The sequence below is a fragment of the Chelatococcus reniformis genome (genome assembly GCF_014640075.1).
GTDB lineage: Bacteria > Pseudomonadota > Alphaproteobacteria > Rhizobiales > Beijerinckiaceae > Camelimonas > Camelimonas reniformis.
Genome location: NZ_BMGG01000007.1, coordinates 254054 through 278182, shown reverse-complemented (window position 1 = coordinate 278182; position 24129 = coordinate 254054). Strand labels below are relative to the sequence as shown.

Annotated in this window: 21 protein-coding genes; 9 read left to right on the top strand and 12 right to left on the bottom strand. The window is 67.3% G+C overall.

The genetic code is table 11. The annotated features are described in order from the left end of the window. The first annotated feature begins 53 nt into the window (after nucleotides 1–53). The 6 genes from IEW34_RS20070 to IEW34_RS20045 all read left to right on the top strand — a co-directional run bounded on the left by IEW34_RS20070 (nucleotide 54) and on the right by IEW34_RS20045 (nucleotide 8640). Nucleotides 54–3440, top strand: coding sequence for a non-ribosomal peptide synthetase (locus IEW34_RS20070; RefSeq protein WP_188610998.1), 3387 nt, complete (start codon nucleotides 54–56; stop codon nucleotides 3438–3440). Further along, complete coding sequence (locus IEW34_RS20065; RefSeq protein WP_188610997.1) at nucleotides 3437–4222, top strand: serine aminopeptidase domain-containing protein; 786 nt, start codon at nucleotides 3437–3439, stop codon at nucleotides 4220–4222. Before IEW34_RS20070 ends, IEW34_RS20065 begins: the two co-directional genes overlap by 4 nt. Then, complete coding sequence (locus IEW34_RS20060; protein ID WP_188610996.1) at nucleotides 4210–5127, top strand: alpha/beta fold hydrolase; 918 nt, start codon at nucleotides 4210–4212, stop codon at nucleotides 5125–5127. Before IEW34_RS20065 ends, IEW34_RS20060 begins: the two co-directional genes overlap by 13 nt. 337 nt (nucleotides 5128–5464) lie before the next feature. Further along, nucleotides 5465–6541, top strand: a complete 1077-nt coding sequence (locus IEW34_RS20055; protein WP_188610995.1) for an LLM class flavin-dependent oxidoreductase — start codon at nucleotides 5465–5467, stop codon at nucleotides 6539–6541. Nucleotides 6542–6607: 66 nt separating this feature from the next. Beyond that, the gene (locus tag IEW34_RS20050) at nucleotides 6608–7366 is read left to right on the top strand and encodes an SDR family NAD(P)-dependent oxidoreductase (RefSeq protein ID WP_188610994.1); all 759 of its coding nucleotides are present in this window, start codon (nucleotides 6608–6610) and stop codon (nucleotides 7364–7366) included. Nucleotides 7367–7464: 98 nt separating this feature from the next. Continuing rightward, on the top strand, nucleotides 7465–8640 hold the full coding sequence (locus tag IEW34_RS20045) for an iron-containing alcohol dehydrogenase family protein (RefSeq protein WP_188610993.1): 1176 nt from the start codon (nucleotides 7465–7467) through the stop codon (nucleotides 8638–8640). Nucleotides 8641–8737: 97 nt separating this feature from the next. Here the strand turns inward: IEW34_RS20045 and IEW34_RS20040 are convergent, their stop codons facing one another. The 12 genes from IEW34_RS20040 to IEW34_RS19985 all read right to left on the bottom strand — a co-directional run bounded on the left by IEW34_RS20040 (nucleotide 8738) and on the right by IEW34_RS19985 (nucleotide 20874). After that, complete coding sequence (locus IEW34_RS20040; RefSeq protein WP_188610992.1) at nucleotides 8738–9646, bottom strand: alpha/beta hydrolase; 909 nt, start codon at nucleotides 9644–9646, stop codon at nucleotides 8738–8740. 27 nt (nucleotides 9647–9673) lie between these two features. Beyond that, a complete protein-coding gene (kce, locus tag IEW34_RS20035; RefSeq protein ID WP_188610991.1) occupies nucleotides 9674–10612 on the bottom strand; it encodes a 3,5-dioxohexanoate:acetyl-CoA acetone transferase in 939 nt (312 codons plus the stop codon). A gap of 165 nt (nucleotides 10613–10777) precedes the next feature. Then, on the bottom strand, nucleotides 10778–11953 hold the full coding sequence (locus IEW34_RS20030) for an ABC transporter substrate-binding protein (protein ID WP_188610990.1): 1176 nt from the start codon (nucleotides 11951–11953) through the stop codon (nucleotides 10778–10780). Between the two features lie 138 nt (nucleotides 11954–12091). Beyond that, nucleotides 12092–13003 (bottom strand): SDR family oxidoreductase, encoded by a 912-nt coding sequence (locus tag IEW34_RS20025; RefSeq protein ID WP_188610989.1) that lies wholly within the window; start codon nucleotides 13001–13003, stop codon nucleotides 12092–12094. A gap of 70 nt (nucleotides 13004–13073) precedes the next feature. Continuing rightward, nucleotides 13074–14981, bottom strand: a complete 1908-nt coding sequence (locus IEW34_RS20020) for an AMP-dependent synthetase/ligase (RefSeq protein WP_244642103.1) — start codon at nucleotides 14979–14981, stop codon at nucleotides 13074–13076. 28 nt (nucleotides 14982–15009) lie between these two features. Continuing rightward, nucleotides 15010–15783 (bottom strand): ABC transporter ATP-binding protein, encoded by a 774-nt coding sequence (locus IEW34_RS20015; protein WP_188610987.1) that lies wholly within the window; start codon nucleotides 15781–15783, stop codon nucleotides 15010–15012. 3 nt (nucleotides 15784–15786) lie between these two features. Further along, the gene (locus IEW34_RS20010) at nucleotides 15787–16545 is read right to left on the bottom strand and encodes an ABC transporter ATP-binding protein (protein ID WP_188610986.1); all 759 of its coding nucleotides are present in this window, start codon (nucleotides 16543–16545) and stop codon (nucleotides 15787–15789) included. Continuing rightward, nucleotides 16542–17618, bottom strand: coding sequence for a branched-chain amino acid ABC transporter permease (locus IEW34_RS20005; RefSeq protein ID WP_188610985.1), 1077 nt, complete (start codon nucleotides 17616–17618; stop codon nucleotides 16542–16544). The genes IEW34_RS20010 and IEW34_RS20005 overlap by 4 nt, the downstream gene beginning before the upstream one ends. Nucleotides 17619–17622: 4 nt before the next feature. Next, on the bottom strand, nucleotides 17623–18495 hold the full coding sequence (locus IEW34_RS20000) for a branched-chain amino acid ABC transporter permease (RefSeq protein ID WP_188610984.1): 873 nt from the start codon (nucleotides 18493–18495) through the stop codon (nucleotides 17623–17625). Nucleotides 18496–18822: 327 nt separating this feature from the next. Then, on the bottom strand, nucleotides 18823–19197 hold the full coding sequence (locus tag IEW34_RS19995) for a Zn-ribbon domain-containing OB-fold protein (protein WP_188610983.1): 375 nt from the start codon (nucleotides 19195–19197) through the stop codon (nucleotides 18823–18825). A gap of 2 nt (nucleotides 19198–19199) precedes the next feature. Continuing rightward, nucleotides 19200–20369 carry a thiolase family protein gene (locus IEW34_RS19990; protein ID WP_188610982.1) on the bottom strand — a complete coding sequence of 390 codons (1170 nt, stop codon included), beginning with the start codon at nucleotides 20367–20369 and terminating at the stop codon, nucleotides 19200–19202. A gap of 52 nt (nucleotides 20370–20421) precedes the next feature. Then, nucleotides 20422–20874, bottom strand: coding sequence for a MaoC family dehydratase (locus IEW34_RS19985; protein ID WP_188610981.1), 453 nt, complete (start codon nucleotides 20872–20874; stop codon nucleotides 20422–20424). 440 nt (nucleotides 20875–21314) lie between these two features. Here IEW34_RS19985 and IEW34_RS19980 point away from each other — a divergent pair, with 440 nt between their 5' ends. From IEW34_RS19980 to IEW34_RS19970, 3 genes are all read left to right on the top strand, one after another. Continuing rightward, complete coding sequence (locus IEW34_RS19980; RefSeq protein ID WP_188610980.1) at nucleotides 21315–22316, top strand: NADP-dependent oxidoreductase; 1002 nt, start codon at nucleotides 21315–21317, stop codon at nucleotides 22314–22316. A gap of 301 nt (nucleotides 22317–22617) precedes the next feature. Beyond that, the gene (locus tag IEW34_RS19975; RefSeq protein ID WP_188610979.1) at nucleotides 22618–23589 is read left to right on the top strand and encodes an NAD(P)H-dependent flavin oxidoreductase; all 972 of its coding nucleotides are present in this window, start codon (nucleotides 22618–22620) and stop codon (nucleotides 23587–23589) included. A 29-nt stretch (nucleotides 23590–23618) separates the two neighbouring features. Next, on the top strand, nucleotides 23619–24077 hold the full coding sequence (locus IEW34_RS19970; protein WP_188610978.1) for a DUF3237 domain-containing protein: 459 nt from the start codon (nucleotides 23619–23621) through the stop codon (nucleotides 24075–24077). Nucleotides 24078–24129: the final 52 nt, after the last annotated feature.

Genomic DNA, 24129 nt, shown 5'->3' with positions numbered 1-24129 from the left:
GCGATTCGAAGAAACGCGGAAATGCTCTAGCGGGAAGTAGCAGCGAAGAAGCCATGTCTCACTCCTATATGATCGCTGAGGCAATTCTTCTGCGGCTGAGCGCGCGCGGGGTCGACCTGTGGGTCGAGGCCGGCAATCTGCGCTTCCGAGCCCCGCGCAACGCCATCGATGCCGATTCACGCCAGGAGATCGCGGCAAACCGCGATGCCATCATCTCGGTGCTGAACGAGCGTGGCGTGCAGCCCGCATCGCAAGCCGCCGGGGAGCGGATCCGGCCGCGTGCTGCCGCCACGGGTCTGCCGCTGTCCTCCGTACAGAAGCGTCTGTGGTTTCTCGACCAGATCGACCCCGGTTCGCTGCGCTACAGCATCGGAAGTTCGCTCCGAGTCCGCGAGCCGCTCGATCTAGATATCTTCGCGGCGGCGGTGGACGACTTGTTCGCGCGCCATGAGGCCTTCCGCACTCGGATTGTGGCCGTGGACGGCGAGCCTGTCCTCGACGTTCTGCCGCGCGCGCGCATCGCCTTGGATGTCGTCGACCTATCGAGCGATCCTCCCACCGACGTTGAGGAGGCCGTGCGGACGTTCGGGCGCGAGGCGCTCCGCACCCCCCTCAGCATGGCCGAAGGCAAACTTGCGCTGATGCGCGCCGTTCGCCTGACGCCGAGCGAATATTTCATCGTCTTCGTCGTCCACCACATCATCGCGGATGGTCGCTCGCTGGACATCGTCTGGCGGGATCTGCACGAATTCTATCATGCCCGCGCCGAGAGGCGCTCTGCCCGGCTGCCCTTGCTGAAACTTCAGTATTCGGACTTCGCGTCATGGGAGCGCAACAGAGCACAGACGAAGGGCTTCGCCGGGCACATCGCGTTCTGGCGCGAGACGCTGGCGCAGGCCCCGCGCCTCGATCTCCCCGTGGACCGGCCACGGCGCGCACAGGGCTCCAGCCGCGGCGGCCGCTATTGCGGCCATATCGACAAGGCCGACGTCGAGGCGCTCAAGGACGTTGCCCGCACACGCGGGGCGACGCTGTTCATGGCCCTGCTCGCCGTCTGGCAGACGCTCCTGTCGCGTCTGTGCGGCCAGGATGACATCGTCGTCGGCACTCCGCTTGCGACGCGCGACGAGGAAGGCCTCGCGGATATCGTCGGCTGCTTCGTCAACGATGTCGCGCTGCGCGGTGACCTCAGCGGCTCGCCGCGCTTCACCGAATTGCTCGAGCGCACCAAGAACAGGACGCTTGCAGCTTTCCGGCACAGCGATCTCCCGTTCGATATGGTCGTCGAAGCCGTCAACCCACCTCGCACGTCATCGTATCCGCCCTTGTTCCAAACCCTGTTCACCTTGATGGACTTCCAGGGCGGTGAAGATCCGGCGCCAGGTAGCACCGTCGCCGCGCCGATCGACGGCGATACCGGGGCCTCGCGCTTCGACCTCAGCCTCGAGCTGTCCCGCGCCAGCGCAGGCCCTCAAGCCGGCGCTATGCTTGCGGCATACGAATACGATGCGGTCCTCTTCGAGGAGGCGACGATCGAACGCCTCCACGGGCAATTCCGCCGCCTGTTGCGTGCGGCCCACCAGACACCCGAGGCGCGTCTGCATGATGTGCCGCTGGTGTCGGACGACGAGGCGCACCGTATGGCGAACGACTGGAACGCCACGGCTCACAGGTTCGATCGCGAGCGACCGGTTCATCGGCAGATCGCCGAAATCGCGCGGCAGCACCCGGGCACTGTGGCGATCCGGGCCGGAACAGCTGAGCTCGACTTCGCCGCTTTCGATGCGCAGAGCAACGAGATCGCCCATCGACTCGTGGGGCTCGGCGCAAAGACGGGCACGCGCGTCGGAGTGTGCCTGGAACGCGGCCTGAACCTTCCCCTCGCCCTCGCCGCGGTGTTGAAGGCCGGTGCCGCCTACGTTCCGCTCGACCCGGCACATCCGGTCGAGCGCACGCGGTTGATCCTCGAGGACGCGGACGTGATGTGCGTTTTGACCACGTCCGATCTTGCCGGCCAGTTCGCGTTTGCCTCCGTACTGCTTCTGGACGAGCAGGCGACCGCGATCGCCGCCGCGCCCGATCGCCCACCTCAGGTATCGATCGGGGCTGACGACATCGCCTATCTGATCTACACGTCCGGCTCCACGGGTAGACCGAAAGGCGTCGAGGTCACGCATGGCAACTTGGCCGCGTTTCTCGACGCGATGCGCCTCAAGCTTGGCCCAGCCGCCGGCAAGACGCTGCTCGCGGTCACGACGCCTGCATTCGATATCGCGGGCCTGGAACTTTGGCTGCCGCTGACGAGCGGCGGGCGCGTTGTACTCGCGGACTCCGCGGACACGGTGGACGGCTCGGCGCTCACCTCGCTGATCGACGCACACGATATCGGCCTGTTCCAGGCCACCCCCACGACGTGGCGGCTACTCCTGGAAGACGGCTGGCAGGGCAAGGCCGATCTGACGGCGCTCTGTGGTGGTGAGGCCATGCCGGTCGACCTAGCTGAAGCGCTGATCGATCGGGTGGAGAACTTATGGAATGTCTACGGGCCGACCGAGACAACCGTCTGGTCCGCGATGCACCGAGTGGTGGCTGCCGACGTCGGCGGCGGCCGCCGGCCGATTGGGGGACCGATCCCCAACACACGGATCTATGTGTTGGAGCCATCTGGAACTCTCGCTCCCGTCGGAGCGCCGGGCGAACTGGTGATCGCCGGAGACGGCGTGGCGCGCGGCTATCGCAATCGGCCGGACCTGACCGCCGAGCGGTTCGTTGATCTCCGCATCCTCGGTCGCACCGAGAGGGTATACCGCACGGGCGACCTAGCGCGCTGGCGGGCCGACGCCACGCTCGATTTCATCGGCCGCCGCGACGGCCAGATCAAAATTCGCGGGTTCCGCATAGAGCTCGGGGAAGTCGAGGCTGCACTTTCGTCCCACCCTGCCGTTCGTCAGGCCTACGTCTCGGTTTCGAATGGTGGCAGCGGTTCCGCGCTCGTGGCTTACCTCGCCTTCTGGCTCGGAGGCGAGCCCACGACAAGCGAGTTGCGCCGCTATCTACGCGCCAAGCTTCCCGATTACATGGTGCCTGCTCTGTTCGTGACGCTCGAAGCGGTACCTCTATTGCCGAGTGGCAAGGTGGATCGCGCGCGACTGCCGAACCCGTTCCGCGCTGGAACAAGGGCGCACAGGCGCGACGAGCCCCCGGCGGACGGAATCGAGCGGACGCTGGCCGACATCTGGTGCGAGCTCCTGGACGCCAGGGACATCGGGCCCGGCGACAATTTTTTTGAGCTTGGAGGCCACTCATTGCTGTCCCTGCGCGTCGCCGCAGCCGTCCAACGGCGCCTCGGTTCGCGAATGGACCCTCGCGCATTGTACTTCCAGTCGCTGCGCGAGGTTGCCGCGGGTATCCAGCGCAATGGAGCCGGATTGGGCCAATGACACCGTTCTTCTTTGGTGAAGGCCAACGACGACTTTTCGGAGTCTACGATCCGGCGGAGGGTTTGAATGCGAAGGCGCCGCGTGCGGTCGTATTCTGCGCGCCTTGGGGGCCGGAGTACACGTTTTCCCATGGCGTCTTCCGTCGCCTCGCCCTCAATCTGGCGGCGGGCGGCTATCACGTGCTGCGCTTCGACTATTTCGGCGCTGGCGATTCAGCGGGAGAAAGCACGGAAGCCGATCTCGAAGGCTGGCGCACCGATATCGACTCGGCCATCGATGAACTGAAGAGCATGGCCGGCGCCCTGCGCGTTTCGCTCATCGGAGCGCGGATCGGCGCGGCGCTCGCCGCCGAGGCGGCGGTACGCCGGGTCGATATCGACCGACTCGTGCTCTGGGATCCGGTCGTGGTCGGGCGCAGCTATCTCGATGAGCTCGAACTCAAGCACGCCGCTTGGGTCAATGAACGCACGCGCTATTTACCGCTTCCGCCGGCGGACACGCCCAACCGGCTGTGCCACCCTCTTCCAGCCAGGATCGAGCAGCAAATGGCGGCGATCGATCTGGCCGGTCTCTTGACACGGTTGAAGCAAAAGATCCTCCTTGTGCTCAGCGAGTCGCGCGGCACTGACGCTGCCGCCCTCGGCACCATCGCAAACGTGATACCGAACCGGTTGACGCTCGAGCGCGTTCGCGATCGGCCTCCGTGGAGGGAGGACTCGCCCGAGTTCGGCGGCCCGATGCCGGTCAACGCGTTGGGGAGGATCACCGCGTGGATGGGGTGAGCGGGACGATCAGCGAACGCGCGGTGACTTTCGGCCTTGGCGACAGCCTGGTCGGGATCATCACACAGGCTTCGCGCCCTGATCCGACGTTGCCCGTTGTCGTGGCGATCAACGGCGGAATCCTGGTGCGAAGCGGCCAAGGCCGGGTTTACGTCTCCCTCGCCCGTCGCCTGGCAGCGCTTGGCTACCGGATGCTTCGGTTCGACTTGTCGGGCATCGGTGACAGCCTGACGAGAGGCGACGGCTTGTCCCCCGGCAACGCAGCGGTCGACGACATCCGATTGGCCTTGGACTATTTCGCAGCCATGGGCGAACGAGTGGTCTTACTCGGACTTTGCGATGGCGCGACCTTGGCGGCGCATCGTGCTTCGCTTGATCGCCGCGTCGTCGGCGCGATGCTGATCGATCCACTCATTCCCAGAACGGCCCGTTATCGGCGCTTGCACCTTCAACAGCGGCTCGCTCACCGCACGACGTGGTCCGAACTCGCCGATGGCAGCCACCCCCTCTGGCGCAGGCTTAAAATGCAAGTCAAAGGCTTGACATTTAGCAACAGCACTACACCTCCGTTCGATCCCAATTCACCGGCGGTGTACGCAGGCCTGGAGGCCGTATACCGTGGGCTGGTCGACAACGATGTCGAGGTATTTGCATTGTTCACGGGCGGGATGCAGCATCGGCACTGTTACCGGGAGCAGTTGCTAGATGCGTTTCCGGCCATTGATTTTGGCCCCCGGCTGCGCCTTGAATATTTTCCCAGCAACGACCACCATCTCGAATGGCCGCCCCATCGCGTGTGGCTACTTGATCAGATCACCGCTTGGCTTCAAAGCGCACCTTTCCGGGACAGACCCGAGCGCGAACTGTCCGACCTTTCCCCTCGCCGCAACGTACAGGATATGTGACGGCTTGTGAGCTGCGTGATGCCCAGGCCGCCTGGAGACCTGGAGCATTTCCGCGTTTATTCGAATCGCCAAAATGCTCTATCTGTTTGATTTGTCGCGTCTTCTTCACGCGAACCGGCGTCCACTTCGCTCGAAAACGCTCTAAAGGGCCAGCAGGGACGGTCCAAATTCATGGAGTCATAACTCGTCACTGCCGGTCGGCGCGGAGCGCCCGCTCGATGCGCCCTCGCCATCGACAGACGGGGCGGCTTGCCAATCGGCTCAATGTAAACCTATAAATAGGATAATATGCCATTGAGACTAGGTCGCCAGACCGGCCTTCGCGAGGGAGCTGCCTATGACCACCGTCGGTATCAATTGCATCTTCCAGAACGTGTTCGACGAGCTATCGGATGCGGACGCCTATCGACGCGACCTTCATATCGCCAGCCTCGCCGAGCCGCTTGGATTTGATAAGATCAGCGCTGTCGAGCACCATTTCAGCAACTACTCGATGGCGCCGGACAACGTCGCTTTCCTGTCCTGGGTCGCCGCTCAGACCAAGCGCCTCGAGCTGATGACCGGCGCCGTCATCCTGCCGTGGAACAACCCGCTGCGCGTCGTCGAACGCATGATCCTTCTCGACCATCTGAGCCAGGGCCGCGCTCACTTCGGCATCGGCCGGGGTCTTGCACGTCGCGAATACGAAGCCTTCGGCATCGACATGAATGAAGCAAGAGAGAGATTCAACGAGGCAGCCAAGATGGTCATCGCCGGTGTCGAGACCGGCGTGGTCGAAGGCAGCGGCCCCTTTTACAAGCAGAAGCGGACGGAGGTTCGGCCACGCCCGTTCCGCAGCTTCAAGGATCGGATCACCTGTGTCGCGATGTCAGCCGATACGGTGCCAATTGCCGCGGGCCTCGGGCTCAGGATGACCGTCTTCGCGCAGAAGCCGTGGGCCGAGATGGTCTCCCATTTCGATACGTACCGTCGCCTGTTCGCGGACTCCCAGGGGCACGCCGCGCCGCCGCCGACCTGCACGGAATTCATGTTCTGCGACGAGAGCGCGGATCGGGCGGAAGAGAAGGCTCTCAAGCACATCGGCAACTACTACGACATCATCATCGATCACTACGAGTTCAAGAGCAATCATTTCGAAAAGACGAAAGGGTACACGGCCTATGCCGAGGCGGCCAACAAGGCGCGGACGGCCGATCATGTCAAGGCGCGCGAAGAGTACGTACGGGTCAACAACTTCGGAACGCCCAACCAGATCCTTGAGAACTACGAGCGGCGGCGCAAGCTGATCGGCGACTTCGACATTCAGGTCAACGTGACCTACGGCGGCCTGACGACAGCGGAGGCAGAACGCAACATGCGCCTCTACGCCGCGAAGGTGCTGCCGGAAGTGAAGTCCTGGCGCAAAGCTGCCTGAAGACGCAGCGCCCTCGCGCTCGGCAGATCAGTCAACCACGGCCGCAGGGCCACCGGAGAGCTCACGATGGCTGACAGACTGGCTTTGATCATCGGCGGCGGCAGCGGTCTCGGTCGTGCCGCGAGCATCGCCCTGGCCGGGCAAGGCATGACCATCGCCGTGGCCGATCTCAACGAGGCGGCATCCGACGAAACGGCCAGTCTGCTGCCTGGAACCGGCCACGGCTCCTACCGCGTCGACGTCACCGACGAGGCTTCGGTGGTGGCACTCTTCGAGGCCGTCGAGGCCAGCCGCGGCCCCGCTGCCGTGCTCGCCAACTTCGCCGGCCTGCTGATCGCCCGTGACGGCGCCAGGACCGGCCTCGTGCACACGTCGCTGGACGAATGGGAGCGCAGCTTCGCGGTCAATGCTCGAGGCTGCTTCCTCGTCGTGCGCGAGATGCTGCGGCGACGCGCGGCAGCTCCGGTCGCTCACGGGCGCATCATCACAGTGAGCTCGCTTGCCGGCCAGGTCGGTGGCGTGCGTGGCAGCGCCGCCTACTCGGCCGCCAAGGGCGCGGTCCTGACGCTTACCAAGACGGCGGCGCGCGAAGGCGGCCCGCTTGGTGTCACGGTCAATGCCATCGCGCCGGGCATGATCGAGACGCCGATGCTGCGCCTGGTGCTATCCCGGGAGGACGAGGCGGCGGCAGCCGCGGCGTTGCCGGCCGGACGCATCGGGCGGCCCGAGGAGATCGCCGCGGCCGTGGTCTACCTGGCGTCCGAGGCCGCCGACTTCGTGACCGGCGCCGTGTTGGACATAAATGGCGGCCAGTCCATGCGGTAGGGCATTTCCCGACCGGATGCATGCATCCGATCGGAAGAGTGTGCTCCAAGCCTTTGACACTGGAGCACTTCCTCTCAATCGATCCGGATACGCTCGCCATGCCCGACTCCATCTCGTTCAAGCACGTCACGGCGGGTCTGAGGGTCCACTATGGCGGAGACAGCCTCAGCCAGCTGGCGCCGGAAATGCGGCGCCTCGGCTGCACGCGCGCCGTCGTCGTCTGCGGCGCGTCGGTCGTTCGCGCGGGCGCCGTCGATCTGGTCCGGCGGGCCGGGCTTGGCGACCGACTGGTCGGGGTGTTCGACGGCGTCCGCGCACACAGCCCGCTCGCCGCGGTCGAGGCCGCCGCCGGGGCGATCCGCCACGCCGGAGCGGACGCGGTGGTGGCCCTGGGCGGAGGCTCCGCCATTGTCACGGCGCGGGCCGCGGCGATCCTTCTCGCGGAGGATGGGGACATCCACCAGCTCTGCGCGCAGGTCCGGCCCGGGCGGCCGCCGATGAGCCCCCGGCTGACGCGGCCCAAGCTCCCCCAGTTCGTCGTGCCGACGACCCCGACGACGGCCTACGGTAAGGCCGGCGCTGCCGTGCTCGATCCGGCGAGCGGGCGGCGGCTGACCCTGTTCGATCCCCAGACGCGGGCCCAGGCGTTGTTCATGCACCCGGACCTGGCCATGGGCGCGCCGCCCGAGCTGGTGCGCAGCGCCGCGCTGAACACCTTCGTCATGGCCGTGCAGGGGCTGGAATCGCTGACACGCGAACCGCTGGCGGACGCAGAGCTGATGCATGCGCTGCGCCTGCTGCTGCGCCGCACCGGGCAGCTCGGCACCCGCGACGACAGCTTCGCGCCGCGCGGCGAGCTCATGCTCGCCGCGCTCATGTGCGGTCGCGGCACGGACCACACCACCGGCGCCCTCGCGTCGGTCCTCGGCCATGCCATCGGCGCACGGCTCCACCTGGACAATGGGCTCGTCAATGCGGTGCTGCTGCCTCATGCCATGCGCTTCAATGCGCCCGCCACCGGAAGGCGCCTTGCCGACCTTGCCGAATTGCTGCGCATCGACACGTCCGGAGACGCCGTGGCCCCTGTCGTCGCGGCGATCGAGGGATTTCTGAAGGCTATGCCGATACCGCAGCGGCTGCGTGATCTCGGCATCGATCGCGACATCTTGCCGGACGTGGCGTGCGACGCGGAGTATGACTGGTTTCTGCACCAGAATGCCCAGCCGATCCGCGGCCGGGACGACCTCCTCGGCATCTTGCTCGCCGCCTGGTAGCGGCCGGGCCGGCCGACCAGGGCGCCGGGGCGCCCGTTCACGGGGGAAAAGCCAGCGCCGGCGCCTGGCATGGTGGCCCCCCGCGGAATGCCCAAGCTCAATCGATCGGGCCGCGCACCCTCGCCCGCGCGAAGCGGGCGAGGCGATCGATCGCGCCGCGCCCTTCGGGAATGAGTTTGGCGAAGAAGGGCCAGATGTGGATCATCTCGGGCCATTGGTCGAGCTCGACGTCGACCCCTGCCTGGTTTGCCCGCTCGGCCAGGCGCAAGGCGTCGTCGCGCAGCGCTTCCGCCAGCCCCACCTGGATGAACAGCGGCGCCAGGCCGCGGAGGTCGGCGAAGAGAGGGGAGACCAGAGGATGGGCGGCATCCCCCGCGGCGCCGATATAGCGCTGGACAGAGGCGGCTGCCCCGCGCCGCTGCACGAGCGGGTCGCAGGCGGCGTTCTCGTCCAGCGAAGCCCCCGACAGGGTGAGATCGGTCCATGGCGAAATGAGCATTGCGCCAGCCGGCGACGGCAGGCCGGCGTCGCGCGCCGTGAGCAGCAGCGACAAGGCCAGCCCCCCTCCGGCCGAATCTCCGGCCACCAGGAGGCCCGACGGCGGAACCCCCAGGCTCAGCAGCGTGCGGTAGACCTGCACCGCGTCCTCCAAGGCCGCCGGGAACGGATGCTCGGGCGCCAATCGATAGTCGGGCGCCACGACGAAGGCCCCTGCCGCCCGGCTGAGACGGCCGAGCAGGTCGCGATGCGTCCGCGGCGAACCGACGGTATACCCACCGCCGTGCAGGAAGACGATGGTTCGGCGCGGCCCCGCGCTGCCGGCGCTGATCCCGTCGCAGGCCACGCCGCCGATCATCATGGGCTGGCAGCGGACGTCGTCGTCGAGGGGCAGCAGGCTGTCGGCCAGCCGCTCGAAGCCGGCGCGCCGGGCCTGGATGCCGAGATCGGCGTCCGCCTGCGGCCGGCCCAGCGCGGCCAGAAGCGCGGCGAATTCAGGGCTTGCCATTGGCCTCTCCCCGCTCACCCCGGCGCATCAGAACTCCGTCCGCTCGCCGCCCTTGAGGGCGAGCATGGCGCGCGCCTCGTCGGGTGACGCCGCCTCGAGCCCGAGCCCCTCGATCAGGTGACGCGCGCGCCTGACCTGAGCGGCGTTGGACGGCGCCAACTCGCCCGGCCCCAGCCAGAGCGAATCCTCGAGGCCGACACGGACGTTGCCGCCCATGACGGCGGCTTGTGCCGCGATGGCCATCTGATGGCGCCCGGCGCCGAGCACCGACCAGCGATAATCGGAGCCGAACAGCCGGTCCGCCGTCCGCTTCATATGCATCACGTCCTCCGCATGCGGACCGATGCCGCCGAGAATGCCGAAGACGCTCTGGATGAAGAAGGGCGGCTTGACGATGCCCCGGTCGGCGAAGTGGCGCAGCGTGTAGAGATGGCCGATATCGTAACACTCGATCTCGAAGCGGGTGCCGTTCTCCGCGCACGTCGTCAAGATGTATTCGATATCCTCGAAGGTGTTGCGGAAGATGCGGCCGCGCGATCCTTCCAGGTAGTCGCGCTCCCAGGGGTGCTTGAACTCCTTGAAGCGCTCGAGCATCGGATAGAGCCCGAAGTTCATGCTGCCCATGTTGAGGCTCGCCACCTCCGGCTTGAAGTGCGCAGCCGGCCGCACGCGCTCCTCGATGGTCATGGTCGTCGCGCCACCGGTGGTGATGTTGAGCACGCAGTTGGAGCGCTGCTTGATGACCTTCAGAAAGGGGGTGAAGGCATCGACGCTCTGGTCGGGCAAGCCGCTCTCCGGATGGCGCGCATGCAGGTGCACGATGGCAGCGCCCGCCTCGGCGGCGCCGATCGCGGCCTCGGCGATCTCCTCGGCGGAGACCGGCAGATGCGGCGACATGGACGGGGTGTGGATCGACCCCGTCACGGCGCAGGTGATGATGACCTTGTGCTTGGCTCGCTCCGCCATCGATCCCTCCCAGGATGGGCCCGATCAGATCCAGTCATGAGACCGGGCAGATGCCGCTCTAGAGCATTTCCGCGTTTCCTCGAATCGCCGAAATGCTCTATCTGACTGATTTGTTGTGTTTTCTTCACGCGAACCGGCGTCCACTTCGCTCGAAAACGCTCTAGACTAATCCTTGTAGTCGACCGGTTCCTTGCTCAGGGGGATGAACTTGCCACCCTTGAGCTCGGTCAGGAAGGAAGAGCGCGTGCCCTGATGGCTCGTCGCGCTGTAGTTCTGCTCCGGCCCGCCGAACATGTCGTGGTAGTCTCGGATGCTCTCCATCCCGGCGATGAACGTTTCGACCGACAGGTTCTTGCCGGCCCTTTCCAGGCCGATGCGGATCAGATCGATCGCCACCTGGCCGTTGATGGCGGAGGTGCTGGGGTCGCTGCCGGTGCGCTTCTTGTACGCATCGATCCACCTCTGCACCGGTGCGGGCGCCTCGTCGCGCAAGGGGACCAGCGCCGAGGTGGCCGCGTAGTAACCGTCCATGCCGGGCGCAGCGGCCACCACCGGGTCGTAGCCAGCGGCGTTGCCGACGACGTCCACATCGGTCCAGCCGTTCTTGCGGATCGAGGTGTAGATCAGGATGGAGTCGCGGACGAGGCTGCCGAGCAGCACCAGCTCGCACTTGGCCGCCCTGAGCTTCAGGATATGGGCTGTGAAGTCCGTATCGGTCGGGCGATATCCCGCGGTTTCGGCCACCGGGATCTTGGATGCGGCGGCCTGATCCTTGACCCCGTCCAGCGTCTCCTTGCCGAAATCGGTGTCCTGGTAGAGCGCGCAGACGTTCTTCTTGCCCTTGGCCTGCACCATCCAGCTGATGGTCGAGCGCGCCTGGTCGTAATAGCCGGAGGCGGCCACGAACTTCAGGCGGTCGAACGGCAGCCACATCTGCCTGGCCTGCGAGGCGGGAAACATGTTGGGGATGTTGGCCTTGAACTGCTCGGGAAAGATCGCGAGATTCATCGGCGTGCCGATGTTGGCGACCATCAGGAAGACCTTGTCGCGGCTGATCAGCTTGTTGGCCGCCTGCACAGCCCGCGGCACCTGGTATTGCGCATCCTCCGCGATGAGCCGCAGCTTGCGGCCGTGGATGCCACCGGCGGCGTTGATCTCGTCGATCCCCATCTGCAGGGTCGCCGTCTCGGCAACGCCGGCGAAGGCGGCGGGGCCGCTCAGCGCCGTGACCGAGCCCAGCAGGATCTCGCTGTCGCTGACCCCGTGCAGCGGGGCCTGGGCGCGCGCTGGCGCGGCGACCAGACAGGCGGCGGCGACGACGCCGAAGACCTTGGTGAACATGATACTCCCCTCCCCTTGTTTTCGCTGGATGGCCCGCTGCGCGCGCACGGCCGCCGGATGCGATGGCCGGACGGCCTCACGCACGCGATGACCGGGCGGCATCACCCGGTCACGACGACGTACTCTCAGTTCAAGACCTCAGATCAGGCTCGCGCTCTTCAGGCGCTGGTCGATGTAGCCCGCAGGGCCGGCCGTGCTCGGCACGACGGTGTCGAGGCCGTAGATATCGGCGAAGCGCTCGGCGAACATGTCGACGGTGATCGGCTGCCGGGGGTCGAACTGCACGCCCGCCGTCTCGAAATAGTGCAGCCGGCCGAATCCGCCCGCGGCCGCGGTGATGATGGTGCCCGTCACGTTGCAGGCCTCGCTGGCAAGCCAGGCGACGGCCGGCGATACGTTCTCCGGCCCCATGAAGGCGGTGATCGCGTCGCCGACCAGGCCCTCCGTCATGCGCGTGTTGGCGCCGGGAGAGACCGCGTTGATGAGGACATTGTTCTTCTGCCCTTCGATGGCGAGGGCGTTCATGAAGCCGACGAGGCCGAGCTTAGCGGCGGCGTAGTTGGCCTGGCCGAAGTTGCCGCTGGTGCCGGCGACCGAGGTCGTCACGACGACGCGACCGTACTTCTGCTCGACCATCACCGGCCACGCCGCCTTCGTGCAGTAGGCCGTGCCGAAAAGATGCACCTTCAGCACTTTCTCGAAGTCGGCCAGCTCCATCTTGGCGAAGCTCTTGTCACGCAGGATGCCGGCGTTGTTGATCAGGACATCGAGGCGCCCGAACCGCTTGAGCGCCGTCTCGACGATGCCGGCGCCGCCCTCCGGCGTCTCGACGGAATCGTAGTTCGGCGCGGCCTCGCCGCCCGCCGCCTTGATCTCGGCGACCACCCGGTCGGCGGCCGCCTGGTCGCCGCCGACGCCATTCACCGCCCCGCCGAGGTCGTTGACCACCACCTTGGCGCCCTGCTGGGCGAGCAGCAGCGCATGGGCGCGACCAAGGCCGGCGCCGGCGCCGGTAACGATGGCCACGCGGCCGTCCAAACGTGTCGTCATGGGATCAAGTCTCCTGTGTGCCGGCGCGACCGTCGCGCCCTCGTTGCGGCTCGCGCGCGCACGGCGGCCGTCAGACCGCGGGCTCGCGGTACATCTCGTCGATCAGCTCGCGGTAGGTCTCGCTGACGTAGCTCCGCTTCAGTTTCATCGTCGGCGTCAGCTCGGCATCCTCCGCGGTCAACACCTGCTCGATCAGCCTGAAGGTCTTGATCGTCTCGACGCGCGCGACGTTGCGATTCACCTTCTCGATCTCCGCCGCCACCAGGTCCTGCACGGCCCTGGCCCGACAGAGGGAGGCGAAGCTGGTGAACGGCACGCCGTTGTCCTGGGCGAACTGGGCGACATTGTCCTGGTCGACCATGATCAGGCAGGTGAGGAACTTGCGCCGATCACCGATCACCACGGCATCGGAAATATAGGGGCTGAACTTCAGCTGATTCTCGATCTCCGATGGCGTGATGTTCTTGCCGCCGGCGGTGATGATGATGTCCTTCAGCCGGTCGACGACGCGGACCCAGCCATCCTCGTCGATGGTACCGACGTCGCCGGTGTGCAGCCAGCCGTCGACCACGGTTTCGGCGCTCTTGCCGGGCTGATTTAGGTAGCCGGCGAATATATTCGGCCCGCGCGCCAGGATCTCGCCGCCGGCACCCAGCCGCACCTCCACGTTGGGAACGCCCTTGCCGACGGTCCCCAGCTTCGCCGATCCCGCCGGCGTGCAGGTGATCATGCCGGCGCTCTCGGTCTGACCGTAGGCTTCGCGCATGTCCAGGCCGAGCGCCATATACCATTTGATGACGTCGGGGGCGATCGGCGCCGCCCCGGTCACCAGATACCGGCAGCGGCTGACGCCGATGGAGCGGCGCACGTTCTCCAGCGCCACGCGGCTCGCCAGCGCATAGGCGGCCCGCAGGGCGAGCGGCGGGCGGCGGGCGGCCATGCGCTGGTCCACCAGCCGGTACCCCAGGCCGATAGCCGCCTGGTACAACAGCCGGCCCGGCAGCGTCGCCTCCTTCATGCGCAGCACGACGGCGGAGTGGAACTTCTCCCACACGCGCGGCACGGCGAAGAGGATGGTGGGCTGCAGCTCCTGCAGGTTGGCCGCCATGGTCTCGCCGCTCTCGACGAAGTTGACCACCGCGCCGGTCTTGAGCGGGAAGAACGAGGAATACGAGCGCTCGGCGATATGGCTGAGCGGCAGGAAGCTGAGCAGGCTGTCGCGGCTCGACTGGCCGAGCAGCTCCGTCTCATTCTCGATCTTGAACACCAGATTGCGGTGCGTGAGCATCACTCCCTTGGGCGGGCCGGTGGTCCCGGAGGTGTAGATGAGCACGGCGACGTCCTCAGGCCGCGCCATCTCGATCTCGCCCTCCCAGACGCCGGGCTGCGCCCGGCCGTGCTGCTCGCCCCGCGCCAGGAGATCGGCGAAGCTGATCACCATCGGGTCGCTGAACTGGTGCAGGCCCTTCATGTCGATGACCACGATGGCGCGCAGCGCGGCGCAGCGCCCGCGCACCTCCAGCACCTTGTCGAGCTGCTCCTCGTTCTCGACGATGCAGACGACGGAGCCGCTGTCGCCCAGGATATAGGCGACCTGTGCCGGGCTGTCGGTGGTATAGATGCCGTTGCACACCGCGCCGATGCCGTAGATGCCGTATTCGGCGTAGAGCCACTCCGGCCGGCCCTCGGCGATGATCGAGACGGCCTCGCCACGGCGGACCCCGAGCGCAGCCAGGCCGAGCCCGGCGCAGCGGGCCCGCTCGCCATACTGCCGCCAGCTCACGCCCTGCCAGATGCCGTATTCCTTCATGCGCATGGCGACGGCGTCGCCGCGCTGGCGCGTGGCCGCCGCGAACAGCCGCGGCAGGGTCTCCACCTCGATGATCGAGCGGATCCGGGGATCGACCCTCGCCCAGGCCGGGCCGCGCTGCGGCGCGACGCTGTGCAGATCCGAGGGTGCCTGCATCGCAATCGTCATTCGCACACCTGTCGGCGATCGAGGGTCATCAGCGCCAGGTCTTGCGCCGCTTCCAGCGCCGCCCCTCCCGCACGCCCTCGTCCTTCATCCCCAAGTAGAATTCCTTGATGTCGTCCTTCGCCATCAGGTTCTCGCAGGTGTCTTCCATGACGATGCGCCCCAGTTCGAGAACGAAACCGAAGTGACAGGTGGCGAGCGCCGTGCCGGCGTTCTGCTCGACGACAAGGATGGTGAGCCCGGTCTCGCCGTTGAGGCGCCGGATCAGCTCGAAGACCTCGCCCACGAGTCGCGGCGACAGGCCGAGGGAAGGCTCGTCGAGCAGCAGCAGGCGCGGCCGGCTCATCAGTGCGCGGCCGATCGCCAGCATCTGCTGCTCGCCCCCCGACATGGAGCCGGCGACGCGCTGGCTCAGGTCGCGGAGGCGCGGGATATAGCCGTAGACCATCTCCAGGTCGCCGGGCACGGCCGCCCGGTCGCGCCGCGCATAGGCGCCCATCAGCAGGTTCTGGCGAACCGTGAGATAGGGAAAGGTCTCGCGCCCCTCCGGCACGTGGGCGATACCGGCCCGGGCGATCCGGTCCGGGTCCTCGCCCTGGATCTCGCGGCCTTCGAAGACGACGGCACCCTTGAGCGGATCCATGACGCCGGAGATGGTCTTGAGGATCGTCGTCTTGCCGGCGCCGTTGGCACCCAGCACCGCGACGATCGTGCCCTGGTGCACGTCGAGCGAGACGCCCCGGATCGCCCGGATCGGGCCGTAGAAGGTCTCGACGTTGGACAGCCGGAGCAGCGGCTCACGCATGGCTCAGCCCCCCAGATAGGCTTTGACGACCTGCGGGTCGCTCTTGACCGCGCCGGGGGTGCCGCTGGCGATCACCTGCCCGTGGTTCAGTGCCAGCACGTGGTCGGACACCTTGCTGACCAGCCCCATGTCGTGCTCGACCATCAGCACGGTGATACCGAGGATGTCGCGGATGTCCTGGATCCAGAACACGAGGTCGTCGGTCTCCTCCGGGTTGAGGCCGGACGAGGGCTCGTCGAGCAACAGCAGCCGCGGCTCGGTGCACAGCGCCCGGCCGAGCTCGACGATCTTGCGCACGCCGTAGGACAGGCCCGAGATCAGCGTGTCGCGATGGGGCTCGAGGTTCAGGAAGTCGATGACCCGCTCCACCGCCTCGCGGTGCGCGATCTCGCGGCGCCGCACGCCCGGCAGGAACATGAGCTCGGCCACGACGTTGCCGGCGGCGTGGGCATGGCGGCCGAGCAGCAGGTTCTGGAGCACCGTCGCATTCTCGAACAGCTCGATGTTCTGGAAGGTGCGAGCGATGCCGCGCCGCGCGATATCATGGGGCGGCACCGTGGTGATGTCCCGCCCCTCGAAGATGAGGCGGCCGGCCGTCGGCTCGTAGATCCGGCTGATCAGGTTGAAGACAGTGGTCTTGCCGGCGCCGTTGGGGCCGATCAGCGTGAACACGCTGCGCTCCGGCACCTGGAAGCTGATGCCGTCGACAGCCTTGATGCCGCCGAAGTGGAGGGCGAGCTCCCTGGCCTCGAGCGCGATCACCGGAAGCGCTCCGACTTGGTGAAGCTCTTCTGCTTCTTGAAGGTAGCGACGCGGTACATGGGGAACTGCGAGAAGAACAGCCGCAGCTTGCGCCAGCGCCCCTCGATGCCATGCGGCTCGAACAGGATGAAGCCGATCAGGATGAGGCCGAACAGCCCCGGCTCCAGCCCCGGCTGGCGCGCCACGGACTGGGGCAGGAAATCGCGCAGCAGGGCGATGACCGACGGCAGGGCGCCGACGAAGAGCGCGCCGAAGATGGCGCCCCGGAAGGATCCGAGGCCGCCCACCACCACCATCAGCAGCAGCTGGATCGACAGCAGGATGCCGAAGGCGTCCGGCGCCAGATAGCCGATCTTGTGGGCGAAGAAGGCGCCGGCGAACCCGGTCAGCCCGGCCGACAGGGCGAACGAGATGGTCTTGTAGCGGGTGAGCTTGACGCCCATCGACTGGGCCGCCACCTCGCTGTCGCGCAGCGCGATCAGCGCCCGTCCCGTCGGGGCCCGCATGATGTTGTTGGCGACGAAGAGCGCGAACAGCAAAGCGGCAAGCGTGAGATAGTAGAAGAGCGGATAGTCGACGATCGAATAGCCGAATACGGTGGGCTGCGGCACGGCGAAACCGGAGAAGCCGCCGGTCACGCTGTCCCAGTGCACGAAGACATATTCGACGATGAAGTTGAAGGCGAGGGTCGCCATGGCGAGATAGATGCCGACCAGCCGCAGTGCGGGAAAGCCGATGGCGGCCCCCACGCCGGCGGTGATCAGGCTCGCCAGCGGCGCGGCCACGAAGAAGGGCACGCCCCGTTGCAGCAGGACCGCGTAGGCATAGGCGCCGATGCCGAGAAAGGCGCCATGGCACAGCGAGACCTGCCCGGTATAGCCGGTGAGCAGCATCAGCCCCACGGCGGCGATCGACAGGATGAAGACGTAGGAGAGCTCGCCCAGCCAGAACTGCTCGAGCACCAGCGGCGCCGCGCACAACACGGCGAGCAGCGCGAGGTACCAGTTGCGCTGCGCGGCATCGCCGAAGAGGTCGATGTCCCGGTCGTAGCTGGTCTTGAACTGATATCGCATGGCGTTACACGCGCTTCCTGGCCGCGGCCCCGAAGAGCCCCTGCGGCCTGACGAACAGGACGAGCAGCAGAACCACGTAGGCGGCGATGTCCTTGAAGCCGTCCATCAGGTAGACGCCGGAGAACTGCTCGATCAGGCCGATGGCGATGCCGCCGGCGAGCGCGCCCGGGATCGAGCCGAACCCGCCGAGGACGGCGGCGGCGAAGGCCTTGAGGCCGAGGAAGCCGATCGAGGTGTCGATCAGCGTCAGTGGCGCGAGCAGGATGCCGGCCACCGCCGCGACGCCGCCCGAGATGGCCCAGATCAGCGCGAAGATGCGCTTGACGGGGATCCCCATGTAGTAGGCGGCCAGCTGGTTCTGGGAGGCGGCCTGCATGGCGACGCCGACCGGCGTGTACTGGAACAGGGCGAACAGCAGCCCGCACAGGACGGCGGTGCCGGCGACGATCGACAGGCTTACGTCGGGTATCGGCGCCCCGCCGATGCTGGTGGTGCCGTCGGTGAAGGGGGTGACGAAGGCGAGCGGATTGGCGCCCCAGATCATCGACGCGGCGGCACGGAACACGAAGCCGAGGCCGATCGTGAGCATGACCACGGCGAACTGGGGCTGGCCGATCACGCGCCGCAGGACGAAGACGTCGAGCGCGTAGCTGAACACGGCCATGATCACCACGGCACCGACGAGGGCGATCCAATAGTTGGCGCCGAGGCCGACGATCAGGAAGTAACCGACGAACGCGCCGAGCATCATGAGATCGCCCTGCGCGAAGTTCACCATCTCGGTCGCCTTGTAGATCAGCACGAAGCCGAGCGCGACGAGCGCGTAGATGCAGCCTTCGGCCAAGCCGCTCATGAAGATCTGGATGACTTGCGACATCCCTGGTCACCCGCCTCCCTGGCGCTGCGGTTGTCTCGGGCGATCGGACAGCGGCCTCGGCCCGCAGCTTTGCGGCCCCGAGACAATCATGAGGCCTGATATCCGGTCAATAGGTCTTCTTAATAAATAATCTGACTAGCCGGTTTTATGAGTCGAGCCCGAATCGGGGCAGCTCCTCGCGAGACGGCGCGGGCGCACGCCATGCGCCCGGCGCGGTTGCGACCCCGGCCGCCCGCCCCGCCGCGCGAGGCGGACTGCGCACCGGCCGGAGGGCCGGCGGCCGAGTGACGATGCGGCGCGTGCCGCCGGGCTGCGGTCGCGGCGTCCTCAGCCCGGCGGCACGCGCCGGAACATCGGCACGGCGACGCCGTCCACGTCCCGGAAGACGACGTCGACAGGCTGGCCAATGGCGATAGTGTCCAGCGGCGTATCGACGATGTTGGTCAGCAGCGTCGGCCCCTCCGCCAGGGTGACGAAGGCGATGGCGTAGGGCTCCGCGCCGCGGCGCGTCACGCTGTAGGAGTAGATCGTGCCCTGGCCTGCCGCCTCCACCCACTCCGTCTCGGCACTGAAGCAGAAGGGACAGTGGGGACGCGGATAATGATGAAGCTCGCCGCACGCCTTGCAGCGCTTCAACAGCAGCTTGCCGCCGGTCGAGCGCCAGTAGGGCGCCGCCTGGGCCTCCGGACGGACCGCATCCATGATCAGACCCTTTCCAGGATGAGCGTTGCGCTGCCGTGACGCCCGGCCAGGTAGCCGCCGGTACCGTTGGCGAGCGCGAGGTCGCAGTTGGCCACCTGCACGGCCGGATGGGCTTCGCCGCGCAGCTGACGGACGGCTTCGATCACCTTGGTCATGCCGCCGCGGTTGGCCGGATGGTTGCTGCACAGGCCGCCGCCGTCGGTGTTGAACGGCAGCTTGCCGACGCCGGCGATCAGATTGCCGTCGCTGACGAAGCGTCCCCCCGTGCCGCGCTCGCAGAAACCCAAGTCCTCCAGCTGCATCAGCACCGTGATGGTGAAGCTGTCGTAGATCGAGACATACTTGATGTCCCTCGGGGTGACGGCCGCCTCGGCGAAGGCGGCGCGCCCGGACCATGCGGTGCCGGAATAGGCGAGGTCGACCTTGCCGCCGTCGGAGTGCTTCACCGCCGCCGCCGCGCCCCGGACCTTGACCAGCGGCCGCTTCAGGCTGCGCGCGATCTCCGGCGCCACCACCACCAGCGCGCCGCCACCGTCGGTGACCACGCAACAATCGAGGCGATGCAGCGGATCGGCGATGATCGGCGAGCCGACCACGTCGGCGACGCTCACCACCTCGCGCAACAGCGCATGAGGATTGTGCTGGGCGTGGTGGGAGGCGGCGACCTTGATCCACGCCAGTTGCTCGCTGGTGGTGCCGAAGGCGTGCATGTGGCGCTGCGCCACCATGCCGTAGAGGTTGACGATGGTGGCCCGGAACGGCGTCTCGTAGGGCACGTCCGGCACGCCGGGATCGCTCAGATAGGCGATCTCGGCCGGCGACTGCGGTTCGCTGCGCGGCCGGCCCGCCAGCGTGATGAGCGCCACCTTGCATTTGCCGGCCGCGATGGCCTGCGCCGCGTGGTCGACCGCAACGATGTAGGAGGAGCCGCCGGTGTTGGTCGAATCGACATGGCGGGCTCGCAGACCGAGGTACTCGGCCATGTTGAGCGGGCCGAGCCCGGGCGAGTCGCCGGAGCAGAAGAAGCCGTCGACATCCGCGACGCTCAGGCCCGCGTCGTCGAGGGCACCCCTGGCGACCTCCGCGTGCAGCTCCGCCGTGGTCTTGTCGGGCGCTTTCCGGGTCGGATGTTCGTAGGCACCCGCGATGTAGGCTTTGCCGTTGATGGTCACGCGATGGTCTCCGGATCGGCGTGGCTGGGCCGCGCCGGCCCGCCACGGCGGCTCAGTCGAAGTAGAGGAAGACGATCTCGGCGATCAGCGCCGGCTTGGGCGCGCCCTCCAGCTCGATCGTCGCTTCGGTGGCGATGCGGAGCCCGCCGGAGACCGGCTCGGCCGCCTTGACGGTCTCGCTCAGGCGGACGCGCGCGCCCGACGGCACCGGCGCCAGAAAGCGCAGCCGGTTGATGCCATAGTTCAGGATCCGTGAGGCCTTGACGGTGTAGATGGTCGGCTGCAGCACGCCCAGCAGTGACAGCAGCAGATAGCCGTGCGCGATGGTCTTGCCGTCCGGTGCTTCGCGCCGGGCGCGCTCGACATCCACATGGATCCACTGGCGGTCGCCCGTGGCGTCGGCGAAGCGGTCGATCATCTCCTGGGTGACGGTGGTCCAATCGCCGGGACCGAGGGCCTCCCCCACCCGGCTTGCCAGCACCGCGGGACTGTCGAATGCAATCATGATGGCTGTCCTTTCCCCGCCGGGCGGACTCCCTGCCCCCGCCGGCCGAAGTGCCGAACGCGTCGAAGCGTCCGGCGCGAAGGCGCGTTGTCAGTAGAGTAGGCCTATTAATGCGACTATCAGCTACGATTGTCTCTGACAAGCGGACATCGAGCGCCCGTGGCTGAACGCTGCCGAAGGGCTTACATCCTCGGAGGGGGGCGATTGGGCCCGGGCAACGCGCCGCATCAAAAGCGCGTGCTACTCTAAGCAGGGGCGCGGGATGCAGGAGCGACCCATATCGCATCGATACGCCGGCGTTCTTGCAGCCTTCGCCGGATCGCCGGCACGACAGCTGGTTTCGACAATAACATTGTTGTACCTTTTTTAGGTTTAATCCTTGCCGCCGCGCGGGAGACGCACCGCTCCCGTCCGCCGCGTGCGCAACCACGGCCTCTGCCATGAACCGACAGATCGTCCTCGCCAGCCGGCCCGAGGGGCTGCCTGCCCTCGACAACTTCGCACTGGTCTCCGGCGACATGCCCGTGCCGGGCCCCGGGCAGTTCCTGCTCGCCCATCATTATCTCGGCCTGGCGCCAGCCGCACGCATCCGCATGGGCGCCGCCCGCTCCTATGCGCCGCCGCTGCCGATCGGCGGCGTCATCTACGGCCAGGCGGTGGGGCGCGTAGGCGCCTCCCGTCATCCACAGTTCCAGGAGGGGGACCTGGTCGTCTCCACCGACGCCGGGTGGCAGGAGTATTCGGTATCCGACGGTGCGCGCGCGAGCCGGATCGACGCCGCGATCGCCCCCGAGCGCGTCTGGCTCGGCGCCCTCGGCGTCTCGGGATTGACCGCCTATGTCGGCCTGCTCGATGTCGGCGGCCCGCGGGCCACCGACACGGTGGTGGTGTCCGCGGCGGCCGGGGCCGTGGGCTCGGCGGTCGGGCAGATCGCCAGGATCAAGGGCTGCCGGGTGGTCGGCATCGCCGGCGGCAGCGCCAAATGCCGCTACGTGACGCAGGAGCTCGGCCTCGATGCCAGCGTCGACTACCACGCCGCCGACTTCGCCAGGCAACTGGCCGACGCCTGCCACGCCGGCATCGACCTCTACTTCGACAATGTCGGCGGCGCGGTGCGCGACACCGTTTGGCCGCTGATGAACGACTTCGGGCGCGTGGTGGTGTGCGGCCAGATTTCCGAGTACGGCGCCACGGCGCCGGCGGCCGGCCCCGGCTGGTTTTCCCTCCTCACCAAGCGCCTGAGTGTGCGCGGCTTCCTGCTGCGCGACCACGAGGAGCGACACGCCGCCGCCGTCGCCGACATGAGCCGCTGGTATCGCGAGGGCCGCATCAAGGGCCGCGAGCAGATCGTCGAGGGGCTCGAGCAGGCCCCGGCCGCCTTCATCCGCATGCTGCAAGGCGGCAACCTCGGCAAGACCCTGGTCAGGCTGACGACGTCCTGACCGCCGCAGCGGCCACACGAGCCGTCATGATGGTCGAGAAGTTCTATTGACACGTCTACCGCCCTTTCATACCGTTTTCTTGACAGCGCCGGAACGGGGCGTCGGCGAGGCCCGCCGCCCCGGCGCCGTGAGATCACCGAGGAGCGAAACGCGGAGGGGAAGCAGCCGGACGTGGCCCCACGGGCCAGGCCGCGCCGCCTCGCATCGTCCTGGCCGGCGCCGGGCGATCCCGTCGTCCAGCCCGCCAGATGCAGCGCAAGCGGCCCGGACGCCGGTCCCGGGGCACAGGAGAGACGTGACGATGGCGCTTCCAAAGCTTCTCGAGGGCCGGCTGAGCTTGCCGCTCATCGCCTCACCGCTGTTCATCGTGTCGGGCCCGGAGCTCGTCATCGCCCAATGCAAGGCCGGCATCGTGGGCTCCTTCCCCGCCTTGAACGCCCGCCCGGCCGACCAGCTCGACGTCTGGATCCGCCGCATCAAGGAGGAGCTCGCAGCCTATGCCGCGGCCAACCCGGGCAAGCCCGTGGCGCCCTTCGCGGTCAACCAGATCGCCCACAAGTCCAACGTGCGTCTGATGGCCGACGTAGAGGTGTGCCTGAAGCACGAGGTGCCGATCATCATCACCTCGCTCAGGGCGCCGCGTCAGGTGGTGGAGGCGGTGCACGCCTACGGCGGCATCGTCCTGCATGACGTCATCAACATCCGCCACGCCAGGAAGGCCATCGAGGATGGGGTCGACGGCCTGATCACCGTCTGTGCCGGCGCCGGCGGCCACGCCGGCACGCTGAGCCCCTTCGCATTGGTGCGCGAGCTACGCACCTTCTACACCGGCACGATCGCCCTCTCCGGGGCGATCGCCGACGGTGCCTCGCTGCTGGCGGCGCTCGCGATGGGCGCCGACATGGGCTACATGGGCACGCGCTTCATCGCCACGGCCGAGGCCAACGCCAAGCCCGAATACAAGCAGATGCTGATCAATTCCACGTGCAGCGACGTGGTCTACTCGGCTTTCTTCAGCGGCGTGCACGGCAACTACCTGGCCGGCAGCATCAGCCAGGCCGGCCTCGATCCGTTCGACCTGCCGCCGGGCAAGCGCGAGACCATGGACTTCAGCTCCGGCGACAGCCCGGAGGCGAAGCTCTGGAAGGACATCTGGGCCTGCGGCCAAGGCATCGGCGCCATCGACGATGCGCCGCCCGTCGCCGAGCTGGTCGAGCGCCTGAGGCACGAGTTCGCCGACGCCAAGCGACGCCTCTCGGCGATCGCGGCGTGACGCAGCCGCGCGACGGAGGCCGGGGCGAGATGAGCACCCTCGCCAGCCGCCACCTGTTCACTGCCCGCATGGAAACGACGCCGCAGGTGGTCGGCGCGGTGCCCATGGGCTTTCACCGGCGCGCCGGCATCCTGACGGGCGGCAGCTTCTGCGGCGAGCGGTTGCGCGGCCGGGTTCTCCCGGGCGGCGGCGATTGGCTGATCCAGCGGCCGGACGGGGCGCTGCATCTCGACGTGCGGTGCATGCTGGAGACCGACCAGGGCGAGATCATCTACATGACCTATACGGGCCGGCGCACCACCTCGCCCGAGGTCGCCCGGCGGCTGGCGCGGGGAGAGCCGGTCGCCGCCGAAGACATGTACTTCCGCACCGCCGTGCAGTTCGAGACGGCCTCCCCGCGCCTCATCTGGCTGAACGACGTCATTGCCGTCGGGGTCGGCAGCCGGCCACCGGTCGGCCCCGTCTACGACGTCTTCGAGATCATCTAGAGCATTTCCCGATCAGGTCGACTCAACCGATCGGATGCGAACGCTCCAAGTC